Annotated in this window: 17 protein-coding genes; 9 read left to right on the top strand and 8 right to left on the bottom strand. The window is 36.9% G+C overall.

Translation table 11 applies throughout. The annotated features are described in order from the left end of the window. The first annotated feature begins 17 nt into the window (after positions 1-17). From VK91_RS11405 to argH, 4 genes are all read left to right on the top strand, one after another. Positions 18-899, top strand: a complete 882-nt coding sequence (locus VK91_RS11405; protein WP_048392802.1) for a GNAT family N-acetyltransferase — start codon at positions 18-20, stop codon at positions 897-899. 184 nt (positions 900-1,083) lie between these two features. After that, positions 1,084-2,379, top strand: a complete 1,296-nt coding sequence (locus tag VK91_RS11400; RefSeq protein WP_048392800.1) for a hypothetical protein — start codon at positions 1,084-1,086, stop codon at positions 2,377-2,379. A gap of 292 nt (positions 2,380-2,671) precedes the next feature. Next, positions 2,672-4,243, top strand: coding sequence for an APC family permease (locus tag VK91_RS11395; protein WP_048392799.1), 1,572 nt, complete (start codon positions 2,672-2,674; stop codon positions 4,241-4,243). Positions 4,244-4,272: 29 nt separating this feature from the next. Then, the gene (argH, locus tag VK91_RS11390) at positions 4,273-5,595 is read left to right on the top strand and encodes an argininosuccinate lyase (RefSeq protein ID WP_197078720.1); all 1,323 of its coding nucleotides are present in this window, start codon (positions 4,273-4,275) and stop codon (positions 5,593-5,595) included. 254 nt (positions 5,596-5,849) lie between these two features. On the opposite strand, the gene VK91_RS11385 is transcribed toward argH, so the two are convergent. Next, positions 5,850-6,707, bottom strand: coding sequence for a PhzF family phenazine biosynthesis protein (locus VK91_RS11385; protein ID WP_048392797.1), 858 nt, complete (start codon positions 6,705-6,707; stop codon positions 5,850-5,852). A 166-nt stretch (positions 6,708-6,873) separates the two neighbouring features. Further along, positions 6,874-8,082 (bottom strand): CynX/NimT family MFS transporter, encoded by a 1,209-nt coding sequence (locus VK91_RS11380; protein ID WP_048392976.1) that lies wholly within the window; start codon positions 8,080-8,082, stop codon positions 6,874-6,876. Between the two features lie 133 nt (positions 8,083-8,215). Between VK91_RS11380 and VK91_RS11375 the strand changes: the two genes are divergently transcribed. Continuing rightward, a complete protein-coding gene (locus tag VK91_RS11375; RefSeq protein WP_048392795.1) occupies positions 8,216-8,770 on the top strand; it encodes an XRE family transcriptional regulator in 555 nt (184 codons plus the stop codon). Between the two features lie 386 nt (positions 8,771-9,156). Here VK91_RS11375 and qoxD read toward each other — a convergent pair whose 3' ends face one another. The 4 genes from qoxD to qoxA are packed head-to-tail and all read right to left on the bottom strand — an operon-like array spanning position 9,157 to position 12,896. Further along, a complete protein-coding gene (gene qoxD / locus VK91_RS11370; protein WP_036079092.1) occupies positions 9,157-9,441 on the bottom strand; it encodes a cytochrome aa3 quinol oxidase subunit IV in 285 nt (94 codons plus the stop codon). Position 9,442: 1 nt separating this feature from the next. After that, entirely contained in the window at positions 9,443-10,039 is a 597-nt protein-coding gene (qoxC, locus tag VK91_RS11365; RefSeq protein WP_048392792.1) for a cytochrome aa3 quinol oxidase subunit III, read from the bottom strand. Continuing rightward, the gene (gene qoxB / locus VK91_RS11360; RefSeq protein WP_048392790.1) at positions 10,036-11,985 is read right to left on the bottom strand and encodes a cytochrome aa3 quinol oxidase subunit I; all 1,950 of its coding nucleotides are present in this window, start codon (positions 11,983-11,985) and stop codon (positions 10,036-10,038) included. The genes qoxC and qoxB overlap by 4 nt, the downstream gene beginning before the upstream one ends. 20 nt (positions 11,986-12,005) lie before the next feature. Beyond that, positions 12,006-12,896 carry a cytochrome aa3 quinol oxidase subunit II gene (gene qoxA / locus VK91_RS11355; protein WP_048392788.1) on the bottom strand — a complete coding sequence of 297 codons (891 nt, stop codon included), beginning with the start codon at positions 12,894-12,896 and terminating at the stop codon, positions 12,006-12,008. A gap of 352 nt (positions 12,897-13,248) precedes the next feature. Between qoxA and VK91_RS11350 the strand changes: the two genes are divergently transcribed. Both VK91_RS11350 and VK91_RS11345 read left to right on the top strand, forming a co-directional pair. Further along, a complete protein-coding gene (locus tag VK91_RS11350; RefSeq protein ID WP_048392787.1) occupies positions 13,249-14,679 on the top strand; it encodes a PLP-dependent aminotransferase family protein in 1,431 nt (476 codons plus the stop codon). 999 nt (positions 14,680-15,678) lie between these two features. After that, on the top strand, positions 15,679-17,208 hold the full coding sequence (locus VK91_RS11345; protein ID WP_048392785.1) for a DHA2 family efflux MFS transporter permease subunit: 1,530 nt from the start codon (positions 15,679-15,681) through the stop codon (positions 17,206-17,208). 128 nt (positions 17,209-17,336) lie between these two features. Here the strand turns inward: VK91_RS11345 and VK91_RS11340 are convergent, their stop codons facing one another. Continuing rightward, a complete protein-coding gene (locus tag VK91_RS11340) occupies positions 17,337-18,245 on the bottom strand; it encodes a C40 family peptidase (RefSeq protein ID WP_048392783.1) in 909 nt (302 codons plus the stop codon). A 537-nt stretch (positions 18,246-18,782) separates the two neighbouring features. Between VK91_RS11340 and VK91_RS11335 the strand changes: the two genes are divergently transcribed. Continuing rightward, positions 18,783-19,391 (top strand): DUF4304 domain-containing protein, encoded by a 609-nt coding sequence (locus tag VK91_RS11335; RefSeq protein WP_048392782.1) that lies wholly within the window; start codon positions 18,783-18,785, stop codon positions 19,389-19,391. 47 nt (positions 19,392-19,438) lie between these two features. On the opposite strand, the gene VK91_RS11330 is transcribed toward VK91_RS11335, so the two are convergent. After that, positions 19,439-20,041 carry a YitT family protein gene (locus VK91_RS11330; RefSeq protein WP_048392780.1) on the bottom strand — a complete coding sequence of 201 codons (603 nt, stop codon included), beginning with the start codon at positions 20,039-20,041 and terminating at the stop codon, positions 19,439-19,441. Positions 20,042-20,168: 127 nt separating this feature from the next. On the opposite strand from VK91_RS11330, the gene VK91_RS11325 reads away from it, so the two are divergent. Further along, on the top strand, positions 20,169-20,687 hold the full coding sequence (locus tag VK91_RS11325) for a GNAT family N-acetyltransferase (protein WP_048392777.1): 519 nt from the start codon (positions 20,169-20,171) through the stop codon (positions 20,685-20,687). The last annotated feature ends 26 nt before the right edge of the window (positions 20,688-20,713 follow it).

Here is a 20,713-nt window from a genome sequence, read left to right as displayed (position 1 = left end):
AATAGGAGGGAATAGACGTGGCAAAATATGAATTAGTTAGTGATTATCGTCACAATGAAAAATTAAAGGCAAGTTTTAATGATTTAGCAATGAAAACATTTGGTTTGGACTTTCGAGGCTGGTATAACAAAGGCTATTGGAATGACCAATATATTCCTTACTCATTTGTACAAGCAGGAAAAGTAATTGCGAATGCTTCTATTTATAAGATGTCGATTCGCGTAAATGGTGAGCGATTAAAGGGAATTCAGATTGGTACAGTGATGACGGATGAACATTATCGTCATCAAGGCTTGGCAAAGCAGTTGATGCTGCATCTCATGAAAGAGTACGAAGATGCCTGTGATTTCATGTATCTCTTTGCCAATGAAACAGTACTAGATTTTTATCCGAAGTTTGGCTTTACGCGAATCCATGAAAGTGAATACAGCTTAGATCTTACCACAAGACCTATTCAACCAAAGCAGACCAGCGTCCAACAGCTGACAATTGAGCAGAATCTAGCACTTCTTGAAGAGTATGCAAAAAATCGTTATATCCATTCTAGTATGATTGCTGTTGAGGAAAATGAAAGTTTATTAATGTTTTATTTTACGTTAGTTTTCCCTCATGCTATTTACTATTTAGAAGAATTTGACACAATAGTATTAATGGTGGAGGAGGAAGGGGTATTAAATATTTATGATATCATCTCTTTACAGGCAACCAATGCAGAGACTGTATTAGCAAGCATTATTAAGAATACAACAAAAAAAGTAGTATTCTATTTTACACCTGACTTTACAATCGAAGGCTTGACAGCCACCATCACCACAAATGATGACGATGCCTTATTTATTCTCTCGAAAAAGCCCTTCTTTCAAGGGCACTTTATGTTTCCTTTAACATCCCATTGCTAGGTTGGGTTTCAGAAGGCTGTATCGGAGCTTTGTGAATTAAAGAATGAGCGCGCTTTTGAATAAAATATGAGCAACTCCTGTCCCCTTGTCCTTTACCAAAACAGACTTTTTTAATTGACACTATAAATATTGGGCAATTCTCTATAGAATGGTATATATAAAGTAATTTTACTAGGAGGAAAAAATGTATACAGTTGGAGTCATTGGCCCTAATTCATCTGTAGAGCGCATCATTCAATTAGGCAAAGAATACGAAATGACTATGAATTTCGTAGCATTTCCCTATCATGATTTTCATGAAACCGTAAATATCGTAAAGGATAATCATCACGCTGTTGATGCATGGTTTTTTTCTGGCCAAATTTCGTATATGGTTGCGAAAAATACGTTACAATCAGGTGAAAACTTAGTTTATATTCAACATACTGAATCCGGCATTTATAAATGTCTATTGCATATGGGCTTTTATCAGGGAGAATTTCTGAACAAGGTAAGCATTGATGAAATCACGACTTCACACTTGGAGCAAGCCGTCAAACAGCTAGATTTTGCGCCTAAAGAAATCTATGTGAAAACCTTTGATGTAAATACCAGTACAAAAGAATTAATGGATTTTCATATCGACTTATGGAATCAACAAAAAACAGCAGGTGCTTTGACTTGCTTTGAAGCTGTTTATCGCGGGCTGAAAGAGGCAGGTGTCCCTGCTTATCACATTTCCACTACAGATATGGAAATCCGCCAAACATTACGAATACTGGAAGAAAAACTCAGAGCCTTCTATTTTAAGGATACACAGATCGGTGTGCAAATTATCGAAATCGAACATTTTGATAAAATCTCTGAAAAAGCGAAGAGCTCCTATCATTTACAGTATTTAGAATTAAAATTGAAGGAAACGTTATTGCGATTTTGTGAGCAACTAGATGGCTCCTTGTTAGAAAAAGGAAATGGTCGCTATATCATTTTTAGTTCGAGAGGAGCCATTGAACGTAAAATCAAGGATTTACAGGATACCATCTATCAGCTATCACATGAATCCCATACAACAGTCACTGTCGGAATTGGCTATGGGGTAACCGTTCATTCTGCGGAAATCAATGCACAGCGAGCCATCCAGCTCTCCAAGGAGAAATCGGAGCAACCAATCGTGATTGTCCAAGAAAATGGAACGATTACTGAATCGGCTGGTGAAGAAGATGAAGTGAGCTTTTCATACCGTATTAATGATGACATTTTATTAGAGAAATTAAAAAAAGCAAAAATTAGTTTAAAAAATTACAGTAAATTATACACGCTTATTAAAAAAATGAATTGGCAGGAATTCACCATTAAAGATTTAGCAGCACATCTCTATTGGGATGAAAGTAATGCTAGACGCATTTTAGCTAGTTTATGTGAGGTTGATCTCGTCGAATACACAGGGAAAGACGCACAAATATCCAGAGGACGACCAAGTAAAATTTATCGTTTGAAATAACCATCTAAGTGAGATGGTTATTTTTTTTGTAAAAAAAGTGTTGAAAAATTCAAACGATTAAAATAAAATCATTTTAAGGTAAACACCTTTTAATAACCTTTAATTAATGGTACATGAAAAATGTGTGCAATGTTTCATCATCTAGAAAGGAGCACAATCTATATTAGTCACTTACACTACATTGCACTGCAGAGTAAAATATGTAAATTTTTTCTGTCAAAACGTCATTTTATTGAAGCGTCCAAATTAAAAGGGTCATACCAATATTCTCTTTTCAGAGAGGGGAACATTCATGAGTCAAGAACAATATTTGAAAAAGAAAATGGGGTTTTGGTCACTTACAACATTATCTCTAGGGGGAATAATAGGATCTAGTTGGCTCTTTGGACCATGGGTAGCTGCTAAATTAGCAGGCCCGGCAGCCATACTTTCTTGGATTATTGGTGCGTTTGTTATCACACTCATAGCGCTTGTTTATGCTGAATTAGGAAGAGTAAAACCTGAAACAGGAGGCCTAGCAAGATATCCGCTTTATTCTCACGGAAAAATGCTTGCTACCGTTACTAGTTATTCAATCTGGTTTGGCTATTGTGCTACAGCTCCCGTAGAATCATCAGGTGTTATTCAATATGCCAATCAGTTTTGGCCAGGGTTATATGATGTAGGAAAAGAACAACTGACAACATCAGGTATTCTTGCAGCGATGGTTTTAATGATATTCTTTGTTGTTTTCAATTATTTTGGGGTGAAATTATTCGCAGTCACGAACAATATCATTACAACAATTAAGTTTATAGTCCCTGTACTAACAATCATTGCATTTTTTATGACAGGCTTTCATCCAGAGAATTTTTCAAGCCAAGGATTTGCACCAAATGGCTATAGCGCTGGTTTAAGTGCCATTTTAACAACCGGAATATTTTTTGCTTATACTGGGTTTGGCAACGTCATCATGATGAGTGGGGAAGTCGTCAACCCTAGAAGAAATATTCCACTTGCCCTCATTACATCATTAGGTGTTGCGGCAGTATTATATGTGTTACTTCAAATTACATTTATCGGCGCAGTTCCAACAGAAATGTTAGCGAATGGTTGGAGTGGCATTAAATTTGATTCACCATTTGCTAATTTAGCAATGATGGCTAATATGGTTTGGCTATCTTGGATTATTACAGCTGATGCGATGGTTTCGCCAACAGGTTCAGCTCTTACTTATACAGCTGGTACGTCAAGACATGTATTTGGTATGGCGAAAAGTGGATTCCTACCATCTTATTTTGGAACAATTAATAAAAAATTCGGTGTTCCAACACGTGCACTTGCACTCAATTTCCTAGTAGGATTATTATTTTTATTCCCACTGAAAAGCTGGACAGCTATCGTTGCGATTGTAGGAGCTATCGGTATTTTTAAATATGCTTCAGCATGTGTAACGGTTATGGTTTTCCGTAGAGTAGGTCTGACAAAAAATAATGGGCTACCTGGTATGCAATTCATTGCACCAATGGCATTCGTTTTTGCCACACTGCTTATTTATTGGACAAATTGGAGTAAGGTACAGCTAGCCATTACTGGATTAATAATAGGTATTGTTTGTTATTTAGTAATTTTCTTTATTCAAAAACACCAATCAGTTGAATTTTTTGGTGGTATCTACATTATTATTTATATTTTAATGCTTGTATTGATGTCTTTCTTAGGGAATTTCGGTGGGAAAGGTATCATTCCTGACCCTTATATGTCCGTAATTGTCGCTATATTTGGCTTAGCCTTTTACTATTTTGCTGTTTACAATGGTGTCTGGTATATGCGTAAAAGAGGAAATATTGAGGAATTACAGGAAAGCATTTCTGAAATATCATAACGTTTAATAGATTGATTGAAGGAGAATGAATGATGAAGCTTTGGGGCGGTCGCTTTAGAAAAGAAGAAAACAAATTAATGGAAGATTTCAATAGTTCATTAAAGGTGGATCAAAGACTTTACAAAGAAGATATTAAAGGCAGTATTGCCCATGTCCATATGCTAGTACAATGCAATTTATTGACTGAGAGGGAAGGACAAGATATTGAGAATGCACTTCTTTCCATTTTAGAGGATATTGATAATGGCACATTACAAATTGAAGGAAATTATGAAGATATTCATAGTTTCGTAGAGTCGAATTTGACTCAACGGATCGGTGACACAGGGAAAAAACTTCATACAGCGAGAAGTCGTAATGACCAAGTAGCAACAGATATTAGACTTTATGCAAAAAATAAGGCGTTTGAGGTGATTGCCTCAATTGAAGCGTTACAACAGAGCTTAGAACAAAAAGCAAAAGACAATAACGTTATGATGCCAGGATACACACATCTTCAACGTGCGCAGGTTGTAACGTTTCAACATCATTTGATGGCTTATTATCATATGTTAAACCGCGATAAAAAAAGAATTGTGAAAGCGATAGAAATTATGAACGAAAGCCCGCTTGGATGTGGAGCATTAGCAGGTACTACTCATGCGATTAACCGTGAGATGACAGCTAATGAGCTAGGCTTCTCTAAGCCTGTAGATAATTTCTTAGATGGAGTAAGTGATCGCGACTATTTATTAGAGTTAATGTCAGATTTTTCAATCATTATGATGCATTTAAGTAGATTAAGTGAAGAGCTCATTTTGTGGAGTAGTCAAGAGTTTAGATTTATTACGATTGATGATGCCTATTCTACTGGCAGCAGTATTATGCCACAGAAGAAAAACCCTGATGCCGCGGAGCTGATACGAGGCAAAACAGGACGTGTATATGGTTCACTGACTTCACTCTTAACAACAATGAAGGGCTTACCACTTGCTTACAATAAAGATATGCAAGAAGATAAGGAGCCATTTTTCGATGCATTGGACACCGTATTATCTTGTCTACAAATTATGTCAAAAATGATCGCTACGATGAAGGTGAACAGTGAAAACATGAAAAAAGCAGTCAAAGGAGGTTTTCTGAATGCAACAGAGGTCGCTGATTATTTAGTGAGCAAAGGCGTTGCGTTCAGAGATGCACACAGCATCGTGGGTTCCATCGTTATTTATTGTGAAGATCATGACAAAGCCATTGAAGATTTAACAATGGATGAATTGAAAGAATTAAGTTCGTTCATCGATGACGATATCTATGACTATATTGACTATCAAAATATTTTAAATAAAGGGATTAAAGTAGGTTTATTATTATAATGAAGCAGGGAAAACGACTTTGTTGAAATGCATGACGGGCTTCTAGGGTGGAAAAAAGGCAAGGCATTCATTGAGGATGTGCCACTTAAGCAATGGAAACGAATCGGTTATGTCCCACAAGCTCATAAAAGGTAGCAGAAATTGAAGACAAACACATTGTTCAATTATAAAAATGTGTTTGTCTTTTTATCTATTTTTCTATTTCTAAATTAAAATTCAAAAAATCTACAGTCTGAGGTTGAGAAATTAATTGTTCACACCATATCTTCTACATTTAAATATTTTGTTTCACAGTAATAGCCTTTGCCGCCAACATAAACTTTTTCTATTTCATTCTTGCTATTGGTTGCTAATTTCACTAATATTTCGGAAGGAGAGTGTAAAGAATAACCTTGTTCAAATACATAGACTTCTTTTTGCAAGTGGTGCTGTTCATAAAGGTAGCAGGCTAGTGCACCATTTGAAGTTCCAGTTGCTGCTTCTTCATTGATGTCGTATAGTGGAGCAAAATTTCTACATATTATTCGATTGTCATTAAACGTATACAGATGCGTCCCGACAACATGATAATACTCGCTGATTTCTTTTATTTTTTCAAAATTAGGTTGCAGTGCATGTAATTGTGTTTCGCTTGTTATCGGAATTAAAATATCTTTTAAGCCCGTGGAAACAATTTGTATTGGGTATTTATTGTCTATATCTTTAATGTCAAAACAATCGATAAAGTCGTTTGGAGAAATAATATCATAGAATATCGGTTTGTTTTGTTCCATGAAAATGATGTCATCTTTTATGTTAATAGTAAGAACACCGCTGTTTGTTTCAATTGTATAGCGATCCTTGAAAAGTTTATTTAAATGCATCAGTATCGTAAAAGAGCCAATTGTGGCATGACCACATAAATCTACTTCTTCCTTAGGTGTAAAATACTCAAATTTATAATCAGCCATTTCAGATGCTGATATAAATGCGGTTTCCGCATAGCCCAATTCTTTGGCTATTGCCATTTTTTGAGTAGTGGTCAATGTATCCTCATTAAATACCACTCCTGCTTTATTTCCGCCTTGATGATCCTTGCTAAATGCACTTGCAACGTAAACAGATATTTTCATAAAACATCTTCCTTCCTCATTTATAGTGAATTGTAGCATAAAAAGAACTACGTAAAAATGTTGTTGGGTAAATTTGCTAAAAAGCAAGAGACAAACTATTTTAGCATCTGACATCTTCAAAAATAGAATGTCTACTGTTTGAAACACGGTTTAAAGACGCCTTACTTCATCTACTAGGAAGAACGCGAATAGTAGCTGATTCCGTCTTTGTTTTAACCTTTAACGTCAGCCCCATAATAACGATGATTATAAATAATAAGGTGAAAAGGGCAACGTCAAATGTATTCGTCATATCCTTGATGACACCAACAAGCATTGGAATGATGCCGCTAATGATATAGCCACCAAATTGAATCATCGCTGTCCATTCACTTGCCTCTTTTGGTGTAGTCGTAGCATCTAAAGGTAAAATCATTGCTAATGGGAACAAACCACCAGCACCGATCCCTGTCAACGTCGCACAGAAAATTGGCGAGATGCCGCCCATAATTAACATCAAAATGCCAATAAAGGAGCTTGAAGCACAAAGTAGCATCCAAGGCTTTCTCTTGAAACTATTATTTATTAAGATGGGGATGATAAAGCTACAAATCATTTGCATGACAGAAAAAATAGTGACCGTTGTTGCGGCGTAAGCGTCACTATATCCCATATCCTGTACTTTTGGAGCGAGCCATGTCGCGAGGGAATAATAAACGCCAGATTGTAAACCGAACATGACCATAAGGAGCCAAACATATCGGTTTCCCCAAGGTAGTCGACTTTTTTGACCTGTAGATTTCTCTAATGACTCTTGAGATTGTTTGGATTTTTTGATAATTGGAATCCAAACAATAATACCCATAAAAGCAAATACCGACCATATGGCTAAAGCTGCGTTCCATGATTGATGAAAAGCATGCATAGCAGGCACAACTAAGCCAGCACTTAATGACGCTCCAATTCCCATACCCGCGGAATATACACCGATCATCGTAGAAGAATATTTAGGAAATTCCTTTTTGATATAGCCTGAAATCAGTGGACCTGTAATAGCAATACCTATCCCACTAAGAATAGCTGTTACTAATAAAAATAAAGGAAAAGTTGCCACTAACCGTAAAGCTGTTGATACACCAATTAATAAAACGGATAGCCCAATCGTCCATTCGATACCCCATCGTTCACTTAGCTTGCCAGCCAATGGTGCAAAAATCCCCATACAAAATACGGGAAGTGCTGTTAATAAACTTACAACAACACTTGTCATCTGCAAATCCATTTGAATATTTTTCAATACCGGCGAGATAGATGTGATCGAAGCTCGTAAATTCATAGATAGTATAAACAAAGAAAAAACGCTCCAAATAATCGGAAAGTTTTTTGATTTCGCCATCACTGAAAACACCTCTTTTAGTTATTATTTGATATACTATAGTTAACTTTTAAATTTAAAAATAAACTATAATTAATCGATTTGTATACTATAATATACTATTTATACAAAGTCAATGGGAGGGGTGCGCAGAATGCAGGAGGAAAATATCGACTTATCTGGACAAGTTGGAGGAAATTTACGGGAAATTCGAAAAAGCAAAAGGATGAGTTTAGAGGAGCTGGCGAATGTCAGCAATGTTAGTAAATTGACGTTAGGGAAAATTGAACGAGGGGAAACGAATCCGACTGTCAATATTCTTTGGAAAATTTGTAGAGGGCTTAATATTCCGCTTGTCGCTTTACTATCTTTTGAAGAAAATATAGAGGTTCATCGTTTTGGCTCAGACTACCAATTCGCAGGTCATAATAACGACTGGTTTGTTGATCCATTATTCAAAGCAAATGGAACTGAGTGGTTTAGAGGTCGTCTTGAACCGAATAGTGAATACAGCGAGTGTCACCTAGCAGGTTCCGAGGAAATTGTGCTTGTATTAAATGGGCAATTGGTGCTAAAGGTCGGAGAGAAAACCCATCAGCTAAACCAATGGGATGTCATTAAATTCAAGGGTGAAGAACTTCACACGTATATCAATCACTCGGATGAAAAAGTACATTTAATGCTGTCATTAACATATACAACCCCATGATTGTTCAACAATAATCAAGCAGAAGTTGATCCTATTTTGGGGAGGAAAAAATAATTCTGATTATCGATTTCATCATTGTTTATTATTTTCATGAATATCAATAAAAGCTTGTAAAGGATGTGCTACACGCCAATCATTTAAACGAGGAAATCGTTAAAATTGGCGTTATAAAAATAAACATTGATAAAGGCAATCCTATATTTATCCCATTCAACCAATCTCACAATGATTACTTGATATCACAATGAATGAAAGCGTGGACTCTTACTTTGATGGTGAAAATTTCAAAGAATTGTTGTTTATCCTCATTGTCTTTTGACTATATATCATGCGTTTCCATACAAAAATCGTCCTTACTAAGTTAAGTAAGGACGATTTTTTTCTATTTAGATATAACCCCAAATCATACATAATAATGTTCCGAAAATGGTCACAAGCGCAATGATTAAGCCATAATAAATATTGGTATAGATGGCTGGTTTATCATTTGTTTCACCAGCATGCATAAAGACAACTAACTGCAAGCCTGCCTGAATAAATGCTGTGACTAATAAAATAGTCATGGTAATTGGAAAAGATAGATTGAAAAAATATACACATGCCGCAATGATCGTAAGGATTATGGACACACCAAACCCCATGACTTGTTTCATCGGGAATAAATCACTCATGTTACACCATTCCTTTCAAGTAAATGAAGCTGAAAATAAAAATCCAGACCACATCTAAAAAGTGCCAGTATAAAGAGAAGATAAACGATTTATTGGCTGTTTCTGGTGTTAAACCACGTTGGATGAGCTGATAGACGATGAACATTCCCCAAAATACCCCAAAGGTAACGTGTGCACCATGTGTTCCTAATGTTGTTAAAAGGGCAGCCGTAAAGGCACTCGTCTGTAAGCTCGCACCAACATGAATATAGTGCATAAACTCGTAAACTTCAAAACCAATAAATACGACACCGAGTACTAATGTCAAAACATAAAACCATATCATTGCTTTCGTATAGCCCTTACGCATAGCATGTATACCTAAGCCAATGGTAAAGCTACTTGTTAAAAGAATAAACGTTTCAAATAAAACAGGTGTAATTTCAAAAATCTCCGCTCCTGTTGGACCATTCCCAGTACGGTCTACTAAAACAAAATAACCTGCGAATAATGTGCCGAAAAGCATAATTTCAGCACCAATAAACACCCAGAAGCCTAATATATTCAATTGATTTTGCTGAGTACTATATTCTAAAGGAAGTGATTGATCGATTTTCATAATTGACTACCTCGCAATTTCGATTCCGTTGCTTTCACTTTTTCGACAGGTACATAGTGTCCTGGATCTTTTTCCAATGAACGGTGAGCCATGCAGATAAAAATACCAATGGTTGTGAGAATTGTTGGTATCCACATACCAAAAACAAAGGAGAAGCCCCATGCAAAGAAAATACAGCCTAATATGAAAGGTACACCGCTATTATTCGGCATATGAATCTTTTCATATGGCTCTGGGAACAGTTCATGCTGATGATATTTTGCATCCCATAACGCTTCTGTTGAAATCACGTGTGGAACCTTGGCAAAATTATAATAAGGCACAGGGCTTGGTGTAGCCCACTCTAATGTGCGAGCGTCCCATGGATCCGACCCAACATTCCTTGGTGAATAACGAATACTGTAAATAACATTGTAAACAATTAAGATAAAACCAATTGTTAAGCCAATTGCACCGATAAATGAAATCATATTCCACAGCCCAAAACCAGTAGAGGCAGAATAAGTGTACATACGGCGTGCTTGTCCATCTAAGCCAGAGACAAACATTGGCATAAAGGCTAGCAGCGTACTGACGGCAATAATCCAAGCCGTCCACTTGCCGATTTTTTCATTCAACATAAAGCCAAACATTTTTGGCCAATAGTAATGTAAGCCAGCTAGCATAGCAAAGACAACACCAGGAATAATCACCATATGGAAGTGGGCAACCAAGAACATTGTGTTATGGTATTGATAGTCAGCGGCTGACATGCCAAGCATTACACCCGTTACGCCACCTATTGTAAAGGTAGGAATAAATAACATGGAGTAAAGCATTGGCGTTGTAAAAACAATTTTTCCTTTCCAAAGGGTGAATAACCAGTTAAAAATTTTAACCCCAGTTGGGACGGCAATGGCCATCGTTGTAATCGAGAAAATACTATTTGTTAAAGCACCTTGTCCCATCGTAAAGAAATGATGTGTCCATACTAAAAACGAAAGGAAGGAAATGATTACCATGGAGCCGACCATTGATTTATAGCCATAGAGATTGCGTCCTGAAAAAGTAGAAATAATCTCACTGTAGATCCCAAACGCAGGTAAAATCAGGATATAAACCTCAGGATGCCCCCAGACCCAGAAAAAGTTTGCCCACAGCATATCCATACCACCATCGGATGTTGTGAAAAAATTAGTAGCAAATAGTCGGTCAAAAGTTCCCATCGTTAAAGCTACCGTTAAAACTGGAAAAGCAAAAACGATAATCACGTTTGCTACTAATGAAGACCACGTAAACATCGGCATTTTCATAAGTGTCATGCCTGGTGCTCTCATTTTAAGTATCGTCACAATCATATTAATCCCAGTAATTAATGTGCCAAGACCTGAAATCTGTAAGGCAAATAAATAATAGTTTGTTCCTACAGATTGACTAAATTCATTATTTGCTAGAGGGAAATAATTCGTCCAGCCAGCATCAGGGGAGCCACCTATAACAAAGGATATATTTAGTAGCATGGCCCCCATGAAAAATAGCCAAAAGCTTAATGCATTCAATCGCGGGAAAGCAACGTCTCTTGCACCGATTTGTAAGGGCACAATATAATTCATAAAGGCCATAATAAAAGGCATGGCCATAAAAATAATCATGACTGTTCCATGTGTTGTGAAGATTTCATTATAATGCTGCGCATCAAGTAATGTATTGTCAGGTACAGCCATTTGGGCGCGCATCATAATCGCATCTGCTCCACCACGGAAAAGCATCAGAAGGGCAGAAATTAGATACATAATACCAATACGTTTATGATCAACCGTTGTTAACCATTCACGCCAAAGGTAGCCCCATTTTTTAAAGTAGGTTAAGCCAACTATAATTGCTATCACCGTCAGTCCAATCGCAACCATCGATGCATAGATAGCTGGGCTTGGATGGGGTATAGCAAATCGTTCGAAGTACTCCATATGACTATGTCTCCTTTTAATTAATGATCGTTTTGTTGAGAAGCATGATCTTTAATGTGTGATGTACCCTGCTGATGTCCACCATTCTCACCCTCAGGGGCTGGCAGGAATGTTAAATGTGTACCAGTGTAGGTTGATTGGCCAACGTGTCCTGGTTCTAGCAACGTATTAAATTTTTCTTCTGTTAATGGTTCAGCTGTTGCTTTTACTTCCTTCACCCAATCATCAAACTCATCCTGAGTCACTGCTGTTACGTTAAACGTATTTTCAGCGAACCCTTTACCATTAAAGTTTGCATTTCTCCCCATATACTCCCCAGGTAGATCCGCAGCCAGATGCAATGTATTCACCATATCGGCCATTGCATATTTTTGACCACCCAGTTGAGGAATCCAGAAACTTGTAATTGGTCCGTAAGAATAAAGTTTAAATTCGATAGGACGCTCTGCAGGAATATACAAATAATTCACCGTTTCAATATCTTCCTCTGGATAGCTAAAATGCCATTTCCAGTTCGATGTTGAAGCATAAATGATTAACGGCTCTTCCTGTTTGTATTTCTCTGGTGTAGATTCCACCTTATAGTTACTTTCAACAGAAATAAAGGATAGGTACGCTACAATTAAAACGGGTATACCTACACAAATGATTTCCACCTTTGTACTCCCTTTAATGTGGGGAGGCTTATAGTCAGGGCTTTGCTTAGATGCACGAAATTTCACTAACATATAAGCTAACAACACAAAAACAATGAGTACGATAAAGGACATAATCCCTATCGAAAGCATAATATCTTTGGCTTGCACTTGAGCTTGAGGTCCTTTTGGATCTAATACTAACAATGGGTCACAGCCTGTTAGCATAGTGACAATAGTGGAAAGACCAATTAATCTGAGCCAACTTTTTTTCATAAACAAACCCCTTTAACTGTTTCATTGAAGTGCTATAGGCTACTACGGGTTTGTATGGAATTCGATTCACAATTGATTTTTATAATAGGGGGACTTCTTTTGAAAGACAAGGCGTTTTCCAAGATAACACAGAATGTTCTCAAACGAGAAAAATAATTTCAGTATAATTTTATAGAGGGAAATGCGCATCAAATAAGGGCTTTTATCAATTAGAATGGATTGAAATTGAAAGTGGATGGTGAAAGTAATAAGGAAATGGATGGTTAGTTTCAAATATTGTTATAGTATGATTGTCTTTTTAGCTTATTTACTAGAGCTAAGAAAGGATAAGGCATAACTGAGGTGAGTAAACATGGATTGGAAACCTGATCGAACAGTAAAAAAAGCGATTTATAAGCAGCTCGCAGAATACATTGAAAAGGGGATTGCAGATGGGACATTCCCGCCCGATAAACCCTTACCATCTGAGCGCTATTTAGCAAACGCTTTGAGTGTAAACAGAAGTACGGTAGTTAATGCATACGATGAATTGGAAGCAATGGGGCTGATTGAACGAAATCGTGGAAGTGGCACAACCATTAGCAAAGACATCTGGGGCATTACGAGGAAACGAATTCCTAGCTGGAATCGCTATATTGAGGCAGGTTCCTTTTTACCGAACCTTCCTGTTACCCAAAAAATTAGAAAAGAGGCTATTGAACATAAATTAATTAATCTAGCTACTGGCGAATTATCCGAGGATCTTTTTCCCAAAAGCGCCTTGAGAGAAATTACCGCAACGCGTTCATTTATCGGTAGCCTTGGGTATGACCATCCTTTAGGGAGTGACATATTACGGACAACTCTTTCACGGCATATTAAAAAAAGCAGAGGAATTGAGACAAAGCCTTCCTCCATACTGATTACTTCAGGAGCACAGCAAGCCCTACATTTGATTGTCCAATGCCTGTTAAAGCCTGGAGATGCAGTCGCCATAGAAGATCCTTCTTACAACTTTAATCTGCCTATATTTAAAACAGCAGGCTTACAAATCCATTATCTTCCTGTCAATAAGGATGGCATTAACCCGGATGATTTGCAAGTATTATATAAAAAACATCGAATTAAAATGATTTTTCTAAATCCTGATTTTCATAATCCTACGGGATCTTCCTTAGATTTAAAGAAAAGAGAAGCTATTCTAGACATATCCTCTAAACTAGGTATACCAGTAGTAGAAGATGACCCCTATAGCCTAACAGCTTTTTCGGGGGATAAAATGCCTACGCTTAAATCGCTCGATAAGAACGGGAATGTTTTATATATTAGCTCTTTGTCCAAAATTGTAGCCTCAGGCTTACGAATAGGATGGATTGTTGGTCCTACATCTGTAATCGAACGACTATCCGATGCCAAGCAACAAATTGACTTTGGGCATTCTAGTTTCACGCAATGGATTGCCAATGATTTTTTAGAATCCCCTAATTTTAATTTGCATATTAAGCATTTAGTGAAGGAATTAGAAACACGACGAGATACCATTGTACAGAGCCTCGATATGTATTTAAAGGACGAAGTGACGTTTTCCATTCCTCAAGGTGGGATACATTTATGGTGTCATGTTCTCAAGGAATATAACGAAACGCAATTACTTGAGGAATCCATTAAGCGAGGCGTCATTTATGTTCCTGGATCTACGATGGGCTCCAAAAAGGGTTTTGTACGCTTCACTTATGGGAGGGAGGATGTTCATTCAATCAATGAGGGGATTAAAAGGTTTGCACAAGCTCTAAATAGCTTCTAGTAATTTTGTAAATTATAGCCAAGTGGATGGCTAAGAAAGTGCTTAAGTGGATGGTTTAAATTCGCTAGAAAGTATTTAAGATAGAGTCATGGATAACAACTATCCATCAAGGCTAACTACTATCATGGCAGTGTGGATTGATTCACAATTATTCACACAAGTAATGAAATTTTTTATGATCTGGAAGGTGATAGGACAAACCTATTAGTAGCAAGAGAAAGATATCAGTGAAGAGGTAGTTCACTTGATTCGCTATAAAAATAGGCAAACACTTTAATCAAGAGATTTAAAAAATTCACAACAAGTATCGTTGGTTTTCTCAGTTTTACCTGTTCAAACAGTCTCAATCGTTAGCTTTAGGCTGCTGATGAGAAAACATCAAGGCAGTCACACCTTATTATATTTTAATTCCCACAAAGGTATAGTGGGGAAATAGGCACCCCTTCTATACGGACACTTAAATCTTAGTTAAAAAAACACCATCCAGCCACTTAGTCTCGATATTCAATCGATGCTAGGTGGCTGCTTTTTTTCATTAAAAGTAGTTGAGTAGTGCAAGAAGACAATTTGGTGGAGCTATCATTAGTGTTTTGCATAATCGCCGCTACACTTAAATTAACACTAGGGTAGGATTATTTAAAAAATAACGACAACAAAAAAAGTCGCATTCCTGTAGTTCAGGGATCGACTTTTTGGGAAAAAATTTATGAGAAATACATTGAAATATGTATAGTCTTGTGATAAATTTATAGAGATAGACACTGTATAATTATTACACCGCACATTATCCCTATTTTAATTATACAATACAATCTATTGTGTCGTCAACAATTTTAATTTTAATTTTTTTGAGGGGTGGTTGCGATGAAATCAGCAGGGGCAAAACAGCAGATTGGGGGAACAAACACACGAAGAAGCTCCATTGTTTGAGACAATCAAATGGCTTCCTAAACATGTGAATGAAATTGAAAAAGATAAAGAAAGTAGGACTGATACTATATGTCAGAGAAAACCATTTCAGTTGAGACAAAAGCGCCTTATGGCATGATTGCCATTTTATTTATCGGGGCCTTTGTTGCTATTTTAAATGAGACCTTACTCAACATTGCACTACCAGCCATTATGGACGAATTCGATGTGAAAGCCACTGCAGTACAATGGCTTTCAACAGGCTATATGCTAATTAACGGTATTTTAATTCCTGCCAGTGCATTCTTCATTCAACGATTTACAGATAAAAAATTATTTATTACAGCGATGGCTCTGTTTACATTAGGTACATTTCTAGCTAGTATTGCACCTGCATTTGGTGTGTTATTAGCAGCACGTATGATCCAAGCTGCAGGCTCAGCAATCATGATGCCTTTATTAATGAATGTGATGCTAACTGCATTTCCAGTTGAAAAGCGAGGAGCTGCAATGGGGATGTTCGGTCTTGTCATGATTACAGCTCCAGCGATCGGGCCGACGCTTTCTGGTTGGATAATCGAGCATTATAGCTGGAGAATGTTATTTGATCTTGTGCTACCAATTGCCATTTTAACTTTAATTTTTGCAGCCTTTAAATTAAAGGATGTGACACCACAACGTGCCATTAAGCTCGATGTAATTTCTCTTATTCTATCAAGCATTGGATTTGGCGGCTTGCTTTATGGCTTTAGTTCCGCAGGTGAAAAAGGATGGGATCATATCCTTGTATATGGAACTATTATTATTGGGACGATTGCTTTAATTACGTTTACCCTTCGTCAGCTACGAATGGATGAGCCCATGCTTGAGTTTCGGATTTTCAAATATCCAATGTTTGCCTTATCCTCAGCCATCTCCATCGTTATTTCGGTGGCGATGTTCTCGGCTATGATTTTAATGCCTATTTACGTACAAACCATTCGTGGTATTTCCCCAATGGATTCAGGTCTACTCATGCTGCCTGGTGCCATTGTGATGGGCATTATGTCTCCGATTACAGGGAAGCTCTTTGATAAATACGGGGCAAGAAGCTTGGCTGTATTTGGCTTGATCATTACCATTGTTACGACATATTACTTCAGTAAAATTAGTATGGATACAGCTTATTCTACATTGGTGCTGCTGTATACATTACGTATGTTTGGGATGTCTATGGTAATGATGCCCGTGATGACAAATGGTTTAAATCAGCTACCAGCACACAATAATCCACACGGTACAGCTATGAACAACACATTACAACAGGTTTCTGGTGCGATTGGTTCTGCGGTGCTGATTACGATTATGAACAATAAAACAACTGCCAAGGCAGAGGAACTGGCTGCAGGTGCGATGAACAATATGAGTGCCAATGCAGCACAGGCTACGACACAGTCTGCCAGCGAAGTAAAACAGCAAATCTTAAACGAAGCCATGCTGCATGGCATCAATTATACGTTCTTCCTTTCCACATTGATTGCGGCCATCGCACTCATACTTGCCTTCTTTATAAAGCGAGTTAAGCCTAACTATGATAATCACTCAGGTGGGGAAGTTGCTGGAAAACAGGTAGAGGAATAATAGTAGACGGGTGTTGCTTCAGTTTAGCAACGCCCGTTTTTTCTTAAGACATTTTATATAGAGGTGGGGAAACCTAGTAAGAATAAAAAAAGGCATTCCATCCATAGATGAAATACCTTTTCTAGTAGTTATTGAGCTAATCGTTGGATAAAGGCTTCTAATTGGACCAATGTGACATTGTCGTTCACACCGAATGTGCCGTCACCTTTACCTACGGTTACTTTATTCGAAGCAAGGATCCCTACATAATTATTTGCCCAATGTGAGCCTGGAACATCAATAAATTGTTCAGCTGTTCCTTGCTGTGTTAAATGAAATGCTTCCACTAAGACTTTAGATAGTTGTCCACGTGTCATTGGAGAACCAGGATTGAACTTTCCATTATCATCACCCGTAAAAACGCCAATTTTTTTAAGTGCCTCTGCAGCACCTGCATATTTAGACGAAGGCTTAATATCTGGGAAACTTGAATTCGTATTACTCGTATCTAAATGTAATTTATTAGCTAATCGAAGAGCTACCTCTCCACGCGATGCATATATGCTAAAGTCAATTTCCGCATCTTTTACTTCTCCATAATCAGAGAAGTTGGCAATACGTTTTGCTCCTACATAACGTGAACCCCAATAGTATGGGTCATTCACTGTATCTACCTTAACCCCAGAACTTGTAGTAGCTGAGATAAAATTATTGTCACCTATGTATATACCAACGTGTGAAACACCGCTTCCAGATGTATTAAAAAATACGAGATCACCCGTTTTTAAATTGTCTTTTGCGATCGAAGTACCTTGTTGGTATTGAGCTTTAGATGTACGCTCTAATGAAATGCCTAGCTTAGAAAAAACTAACTGTGTATATGCTGAGCAATCCACACCTGTCTTAATATCCGTTCCTCCATATTTATAAGGAGCTCCTATATATGCTTTGGCTGTATTTGTTATATCTGCTATTGTTGCCGCTTTCGCATCATGAATACCCATACCTGTAAAGAACATAAACGATGCGAAAATGGGTAGTAACCATTTTTTCTTCAAATCAATCTTACTCCTCTCAAAAAGCTTTCGCCTTTGAACTAAAGTAAGAATAGCATGAAATAGGGCAGAGTTATTTTTCAATAATATTACCAATTACCCCTAATCACCAAAATTGAAACCTTAATTTTAATTGTGTAAAACTTTTGCAATAATAATGGGCAATTTTACTAAAAATATATGAAATTAATGGATTTATAGGGACATAAGTGTTAATTTAAACGTTTTATCCAATTGAAAAATCGTTATTAATAGTGGCTTTCCAACATAACGGTTATTTAAACATTATTATTTTTAGGTGATACTACGTTATGACACTAAGGATAGTGGTAGAAAATTCTGCTTTTATGTAGCTCCCGTAACTGCAAAGTCGTTTACTGTTAGATAGGAAAAGTTAGCCTTAATTTATGTTTTTGAGCAATAGATACGTTAAACTATAATAAAATAAGTAGGTTCAACATGAAGAAATACAGCTGAGAGCTAATGAAATAATAAGGAAACATAAATCGAATGAATACTAAAGGAGAAGGAGGCACTCCATTGCAGCAAATTTTTAATGAATTAATAAAACAGGACATCAAGCCATTTCTAATCAAGCTAGGCTTTAAAAAGAAAGGATTGAATTTCTATCGAACAACTGAAAACCTTATCTATCTGATCAATTTCCAAAAATCTTCTGGTAATACAGTCGATACTATGATGTTTTATGTGAACTGTGGGATATACGCGGCAGAGCTAGCACGACTACAATCAAGAGAAATGGTGACAGCACCCAAAGAAGCAGAATGTCACTTCCGAGCAAGGATTAACTCCATTGTCGAAGATGCACCTGATCGATTTTCCATCACAGCCACTACAAATTTGGACGAATTAACAAAAATATTGCTGCTGGGGTTAGAGGAGGTTCATAATTTCTATGAAACGATGACTTCTGCAAGATCCATTGTTGATTATTATATAGCAGGGCCATTTTTGCACTTGGGCGAAGAAAGTTTCCATTTGTTATTACAAGCCAATGATGTAACAACAGCAAAGCTCTATTATAATGCATTGCAGAAGAAGCATGGAACCGAACAGAGGTGGTCCATTTTTCAAAATAAATACCAAGCCATTTTCAATCAATACGGTGAGGAATTTGGGGAAAATTAGTCATCAAAACCAGAGCTCATTCTTGAACGAGAATCTGGTTTTATATTTTAGGAGTTGTTCAGTATATTATCTAGTATTCTTCCAGTTATCGGCATAAAAAAATGGAGGATATAACCACCTAAGCAAACTGTTAATAAGGTCCCGACACCGATGGGGCCATTAAAAATGATAGCTAACATTAAAAATAAAATATAAATAAGGGTTCTTGAGAAGAAAACCGTTTTTCTTGTTAATTCTTTGATGATCAAAGTAAGTCGATCTACAGGAATTGGTGCAAAATTTGTATGTAAATAAGTTGCCGTTCCTAACCCAACCACAACTAATCCAGTGGTAAAACAGACAGCTTGGCTAAACCAAAGATCTGGGGATACTATATCATGTAATAAAAATAACCACATATCAATCCCTATGCCAGTGATAAATGCAGTAACCAACCCTAAAATTTCAGGTCTTTGTCTAGCTAATAGGGAATTACTACCTATTAATAGGAGAGCTAAGATGATTTCCCAACTACCTACAGTTAGCCCCACATTTTTAGATAATCCTACTAGAAGCGCATCGAAAGGTGATGTGCCGAGTTTAGATTGAATCGTGAGCGAAATACCTAGCGTTAAAATTAAAATGCCCACTACATAAAAGACATATTTCAACAAAAAGACCTCCTCCTACTATTTTTATTGCAAATACAACAAAATTGCGTTAAATTGACTATATACTCTTTTTATTGCATTTGCAATATAAAATCCAGAAAGAGTTTACAACAAAGGAGTGGAATCAATGTCTGTTAAATTAGAGAAGTGTGAGCACGCAGATTTAAAACAGCTTCAAGCAATAAGTATTGAAACATTTAATGATACATTTAAAGACCAGAACTCCCCTGAAAATATGAAGGCTTATTTAGAGCGTGCCTTTCATAAGCAACAGCTAGAGAAGGAATTGGCCAATTTGGATTCAGCATTCTATTTTATCTATTATGAGGAAGAAATAGCTGGTTATTTAAAAGTAAATGTCAACGAAGCACAATCCGAACTAATGGGGGATGAGTCATTAGAGGTGGAGAGAATTTATGTTCGACATCAATATCAAGGAAAAGGGCTTGGCAAATACCTTATGAATAAAGCAATAGATGAGGCTGTGGCTCAAAACAAAAAAAGCATTTGGCTAGGGGTTTGGGAGAAAAATGACAGTGCCATCGGTTTTTATGAGAAAATAGGCTTTGTCCAAACAGGCGCCCATTCATTTTATATGGGTGATGAAGAACAAATTGATCTTATCATGACGAAAACACTTGCCTAAATTTTATGGCAGAAACGTTGATTCAC

This window comes from Lysinibacillus sp. LK3 (genome assembly GCF_001043675.1).
In the GTDB taxonomy this organism is placed as follows: Bacteria; Bacillota; Bacilli; order Bacillales_A; family Planococcaceae; genus Lysinibacillus; species Lysinibacillus capsici.
This window is presented reverse-complemented; position numbering and strand designations above follow the sequence as displayed.